Origin of the sequence: Nostoc cf. edaphicum LEGE 07299, from assembly GCF_015207245.1 — a bacterium.
Taxonomy (GTDB): Bacteria; Cyanobacteriota; Cyanobacteriia; order Cyanobacteriales; family Nostocaceae; genus Nostoc; species Nostoc edaphicum_B.
On sequence record NZ_JADEXF010000288.1, the window covers coordinates 1 to 5,643 of the forward strand.

5 protein-coding genes and 3 pseudogenes are annotated in these 5,643 nt (G+C 41.6%); all 8 read right to left on the reverse strand.

The window, feature by feature from the left end:
- A pseudogene (locus IQ229_RS10690) lies at positions 1-356 on the reverse strand (aminoglycoside phosphotransferase family protein); the annotation flags it as partial.
- Between the two features lie 100 nt (positions 357-456).
- Positions 457-1,371: pseudogene (locus IQ229_RS10695) on the reverse strand (ABC transporter ATP-binding protein); the annotation flags it as partial.
- Complete coding sequence (locus tag IQ229_RS24835) at positions 1,338-1,649, reverse strand: 6TM ABC transporter family protein (RefSeq protein ID WP_409339919.1); 312 nt, start codon at positions 1,647-1,649, stop codon at positions 1,338-1,340. The gene IQ229_RS24835 and the pseudogene IQ229_RS10695, both read right to left, overlap by 34 nt.
- A complete protein-coding gene (locus IQ229_RS10700; protein ID WP_265582971.1) occupies positions 1,650-1,913 on the reverse strand; it encodes a glycosyltransferase in 264 nt (87 codons plus the stop codon).
- Between the two features lie 4 nt (positions 1,914-1,917).
- Positions 1,918-2,855, reverse strand: a pseudogene (locus tag IQ229_RS10705) (glycosyltransferase).
- A gap of 78 nt (positions 2,856-2,933) precedes the next feature.
- Complete coding sequence (locus IQ229_RS10710) at positions 2,934-3,749, reverse strand: glycosyltransferase family protein (RefSeq protein ID WP_194043530.1); 816 nt, start codon at positions 3,747-3,749, stop codon at positions 2,934-2,936.
- A 291-nt stretch (positions 3,750-4,040) separates the two neighbouring features.
- Positions 4,041-4,598 carry a hypothetical protein gene (locus IQ229_RS10715; protein WP_194043532.1) on the reverse strand — a complete coding sequence of 186 codons (558 nt, stop codon included), beginning with the start codon at positions 4,596-4,598 and terminating at the stop codon, positions 4,041-4,043.
- Between the two features lie 12 nt (positions 4,599-4,610).
- A complete protein-coding gene (locus tag IQ229_RS23915) occupies positions 4,611-5,510 on the reverse strand; it encodes a coiled-coil domain-containing protein (protein ID WP_228013374.1) in 900 nt (299 codons plus the stop codon).
- Between the last annotated feature and the right edge of the window lie 133 nt (positions 5,511-5,643).

Consider the following 5,643-nt stretch of genomic DNA (forward strand, 5'->3'; position numbering starts at 1 on the left):
ACCTTACGCTGTAACCACATTTGCCATTGGGGAATTACGCCTACAGGTTCAGGTACAGAAATTCCATCAGGACTATCATCACCAAATCCCGCAGACCATAGAGATTTCTGTAACTCATAACTATGAAAATCCGTTCCCTTAGCCCTAACCTTACCAATCAGCGTAATTATTTGTCCATCATCATTAATCAATTCATATTCAATCAAACAACGCCGCCCCAACTTATGACGAATAACCTGGACTTTCTGCACACGACAATTTGCAGCGATCGCTAAACACTGCCCAAAACACTCTTCCACCTGCAACCGATCAACCGCATCCGCCAAAAAAGGCATCTTTCCATCACTAAACCCCATACTCTGCGTACCTCTGCGCTTACCTCAGCGTCCCTACCCTACGGGAAGGCGTTCGCGTAGCGTCTCGTAGAGAAGCGCCTATGCGTTAAAAAACTCCCCTCTAAACCCTCAAAGAACCCTGCACTTGATACAAAGCCGCATAACGCCCATTCTGTTGCATCAATTCCAGATGAGTGCCTTGTTCCACCACCTGCCCATTTTCCAGATAAAGAATCATATCTGCGCGAGTTGCCAAATAAAGATCATGAGTAATTAAAAAAGTAGTGCGATTTTCCGACAACTGTTGCAGCGCATCAATCACAGCCTTCTCATTACCCTGATCTAACCCCGTAGTCGGTTCATCTAAAATCAGGATAGGAGCTTGACGAATAGCAGCACGAGCGATCGCAATTCTTTGTCTTTGTCCCCCAGAAAGCGTTGCGCCTCTTTCCCCTACAAGAGTGTCGTATCCTTGTGGTAAAGCTTGGATAAAATCATGAGCATTAGCTAAACGAGTCGCATCTTCGATTTCAGCATCAGATACCCCGGCAATCCCGTAGGCAATGTTTTCTCGAATACTAGCAGCAAATAAGAGACTATCTTGCAAAACTACACTAATTTGTGGACGTAATGATGCCAATGTGTATTCTCGAATATCCCGCCCATCAATCATTATGCGCCCTGCTGTTGGATCATAAAGCCGTAATAATAGACTGACTAATGTAGATTTACCACCACCAGAAGTGCCAACGATCGCTACTTGTTGTCCTGGTTGAATGTTTAAGTTGATATCTTGCAGTAGAACTTGTCCTGATTGATAGGCAAAGTGGACGCGATCAAAACGCACTGCACCTCGGAAAATCGGGGCTGGGATTGCATCTGGCAAATCATAGACATCGGGTTGCTGATTTAATACATCTAAAATACGCTCACTCGAAGCCGCAGCTTTTGCTAGTCGTCCGGTGTACTTAGCGAAGTTCTGCACTGGCTTAAAGGCATTCTTCAGGTAGGTAATAAATACCAATAGGCAGCAAGGGCGCGTAAGCCTGTAATAAGTAAGACTGCAACGGCTGAGAATGTCAGTAATGTTATCGGTTCTAGACTAGCAATGACGGGAATATTATTTAGCTTTTCGCTGCGAAGAAGAACATAATCAAAGACAAACTTGAGCGGCCAAGGTTCTAATACCCGGAGTCCGACATCTGCAACTAAAGCGATCGCAGAAATCAAAAGTAATCCGAACTGTGGACGAATGTCAGGCCAGAAATAAACCAGGATTCCCCACAAACCAGAAACATTTTGAGCTTTTGGCATTTATCGTTTCACCTCCATCGGCAATGGAGATGCTATGCGGAAAATTTGTTGAGCAATCACATCCCAAGTATGATCTGCTATCACCGTTTGCCGCGCCGCTTGTCCTAAAGTATGACGGAGAGGAGGCGATCGCCACAATTTTTCTAAAGCCTCTGCTAAAGCGATCGCATCACCTGGAGGACAAAGAATACCATTCACCCCTGTATCAATTAAGTCTGGCAATTGCCCAATCTGACTCACGACTACAGGCAAACCAGCCGCCATATATTCATATACTTTCAATGGTGAGAAGTAAAAATCGGATAGCAATATCAAACTCAGACTCAATTAATTGCCTAGCCTGGGTTGACAACTTAACCCGCAAAGCAGAATTAGTCAGGAATTGCCCAAGTGCATTGGCTAATTGCTCGGCATCATGTTGTGGCACAATCAACCCAGTCTCGCCATCACGCACTAATTCAGGAATACCCGTTACATCAGTACTTACACAGGGCGTTCCAAAAGCCATAGCTTCGAGTAAAACTGTAGGTAGTCCATCCCGATTACCATCTTTTGTAATTGTCGTAAATCTAAACCGTTGTAAATGCGCTGAACTTGCTTTGCGGCTAAATTATATGTATTGTGCAGATATCTGAAATTATAGTCACTGACAGTTACTACACTAGCCGCATCCTGTAGCTTACGTTGCATATCTTCAAATTCCACGCTTTCATGAAATATGTCTTTAGCATGAGCTGTAAAAGTATAGGGAATGCCTGTAAAGTGAGATGCTAGCCGAGCGACACTAGTAGCCACAGTGCCAAAATGAGCGTGTAAATGAGTAATACCTTTGAGTCGAGCTTCGCGTGCTAACCATGCAGCTTGATAGACAGTGCTAGCTTGTTCACCTTGAGCAAAGGCCAGTTTTGGCCAAAAGTCAGGGATAACTTTACTTGCTTCTTGTAATTCTGCCCAAAAATAGCTAGCGGCTGTAGGTGCGAGACTATTGAGTGATTCACTAACCCGCCCTTGAATTGGCCTGCGGATATAACTTACAGGCGCACGCACTTGGGAAATAATATTTTGAAAGTGAGTATCACATAGTGGACGTAAAGCGAAAATTTCTATATCTAAGCCAGCCGCTTCATGAGCCAAAATTTCATTGACGACAAAGGTTTCAGAATATCGGGGATAACGTTTGAGAACATAACCAATACGGATTGACATAATTCGTAGTTCGTAATTAATGAGGTGAGATTTTTGCCTTTGACAAATGACCAATGACCAATGACCAATGACCAATGACTAATGACAAATGACTAATGACAAATATTCATTAACGAATTGGGGAATGCGGGTAAGTCCTTTGAGATCGACGAAATTACGGACTTGTGGTGGTTCTACCTCAAGGGTTAGCCAGTCGCTTAATGCAGTAGGTGTCAGTTGACGTGGTTGTATTACATCGATTAAGCCTAGTGCTTGTAATCGTTCAGCACGGATTAATTGTTCTCGTCGGGGTTTGATGCGGGGTAAAATTAGCGATCGCTTTGCAAATGACAACAATTCACAAGTTGTGTTGTAACCACCCATTGCAATTACACGTTCGGCTTGATTTAGTAACAGCGTCGGCTCGGCTAAATATTCCAACACGCGCAAGTTGTCACGTTGCGCTGCATAGTTCTGGAGTTTTTGCCGGACTTCTCGCGGTACATTATCCACAATAAAAATATCAGGTTTAAATGTTTTAATGGTGGTTAGTATGACTTGCGATCGCAGTGTAATAATTTCCTGTAATGATAGATCCAATCTTCTTGCCTGATATCGCCCATCAATATTTTTGTGCAAAGCCGGGAGCGTCAAACAATCTACCCCTGGAGGTGTTGGTACATTACTGGCATCTTGAATGCCACTAATCATTAAAACATCAGTTTTTAGGGGTGAACATCCTAAAGTTTGAGCAATCAACAAATTACGGCGTTTATGCCCTAGTCCCATTGTGTCGTGGGAATATAAAGCAATGCGCCACTTCCGAGTATTGCTAGATAAACTACTATTCTCCGAAGACATGATGCTAGCCGATGTTCTGATAATTTCTCCAGAGTGGGATAATAAGTTGTTCATTTGCACTCCTGACTAATTTTTCCCACAGAATCTAATCCTCTTTTTTATCTAGCAATCTGAAATAATTCATGAGAACACACCACATTTATGGAGTTTTTAAAATTCAGAAGACAGAAGGGAACCCACATTTAAAAACGCGGAATTGAAGCAAGCAGCGCCATTTGATGGCAGTTGCTTCTCCCAGAGGGAGACAGCACGTAGCTTGCTTTCCCGTAGGGAAGTCGGGGAATCTGCCCACAGCAGTGGCTTTGCTTTGTATCTCGCGGCACTTTCTGCGATGTCTATTCGCTTTCAAAAGCTATTTTTACTAGTAACTCTAATTAAAAAACGCAAAGCTTCATTTACTGCTTCCGAGTTGGGAAACATTTCTGCAACATCAGCCTCTAAAACAACTGTCAATTTTTCAATATTATTAAAATTGTCTTCACTAACTATCATATTCTTGTCCGTCAAGCCATGATTTGATTGATTTTTAGGCTGTATTCTGCTTGTTTGGGTAGATGCAGCATTTAATTTATTAACTAGTGATTCCCAACTACTAACTTTCAAGTTAAAGTAAGCCTTTGCATCCCGTAATGTTTTAAACTCTTGTTTCAGAATATCAACATTATAAGTATGCTTCTGAGATACCTGTTTCTCTGCATTCAGGTCTGACTCAACCATATCAACTACTTCATTAATAAGTCGGTCATGATTTTCGGCAATTTGAGCAGCAGCCCCTAAAATCCTAGAAGTTGTTTTTATCTGTACATCAGTCTCTTGTTTAAGGCGATCGGCAATACTGCGAATTTGATCTCCCAGCCTTGCTTTACCTTGTTTTTGCATAGCTGGGAGTGATTTTTTGCTCATGAGTATGCTTATTTATTCAGAAAGTATATCTTTAATAGCCAGCCAGATGCGTTTAAACTTTTGTACCAAACCGATAGGATTGTTAGTTGTTTCTTCTTCCACCGAATCAACTAGAGATTGAATCCGATCCATACGTTCTGCTACAATGTAAAGACTGTTTACTGCTTCATCCTTACTTTCTAAAGATTCACGTAGTAGCACAACCATCTGGGCAATTTCTCGTTTTAGTTTTTCATTCTCGGCTTTCCGGCGAGTTTCCCATCCCTTAATACTAGCTTTGGAACGACGCTCATGCTTGAGTTCTGCTTTAGCCTCATTGTATAAAGTCAAATACATTTGTCGTTCAGAGTTGGCTGCATCATATTTGGTAATAAATTCAGTTGCTCTAGCTTTTTCTTCATTGTAGAGACAGAATGTTTGTTGATGACTTTGTTGTTCATCAATATAGAAGCGATAATTTTGAGTGACTTGTTCTTTTAGCTCATTAGCTTCGAGTTGGCAAGTTTGAATCTCTCGCTGATGAACATGAACTAGCTGGGATATTTTTGCTTTTTCTTCGTTGTAAAGGTAAAGCGTCTTTTGATGATTTTCTTGCTCATCAAGATAGAAGAGATAATTTTGAGTAAATCGCTCTTTTAGCTCATTAGCTTCGAGTTTTAGCTCATTAGCCTCGATTTGATAAGTTTGAATTTCTTGCTGAACATGAACCAGTTGTGATGCAGCTTCGTTTGCACGTTGTTCTGCTTCATCGCGTTGAGATACAGCTTCCTCATTTTCTTTCGCACGTTGTTGCCATTCATCGCGTTGGGCACGAACAGTCATCAATAGCTGTTTAAGCTCATGAAGAGAAGGTGGTTCTATATGCTGCTTTGAGTGAATATGAATAGGAGGTTTGCGCCCTAGATTTTTCATTACGATAATTTAAGTTACTATGTGAGTATTCGTGATATTTAAATATAAAAATTTAGTTTAGCCGAGATGAACTCATTGAAGTGTGATCTCGGTTCTATTAGTAATATGATCTGACTCTGGGTTGATATAGCGG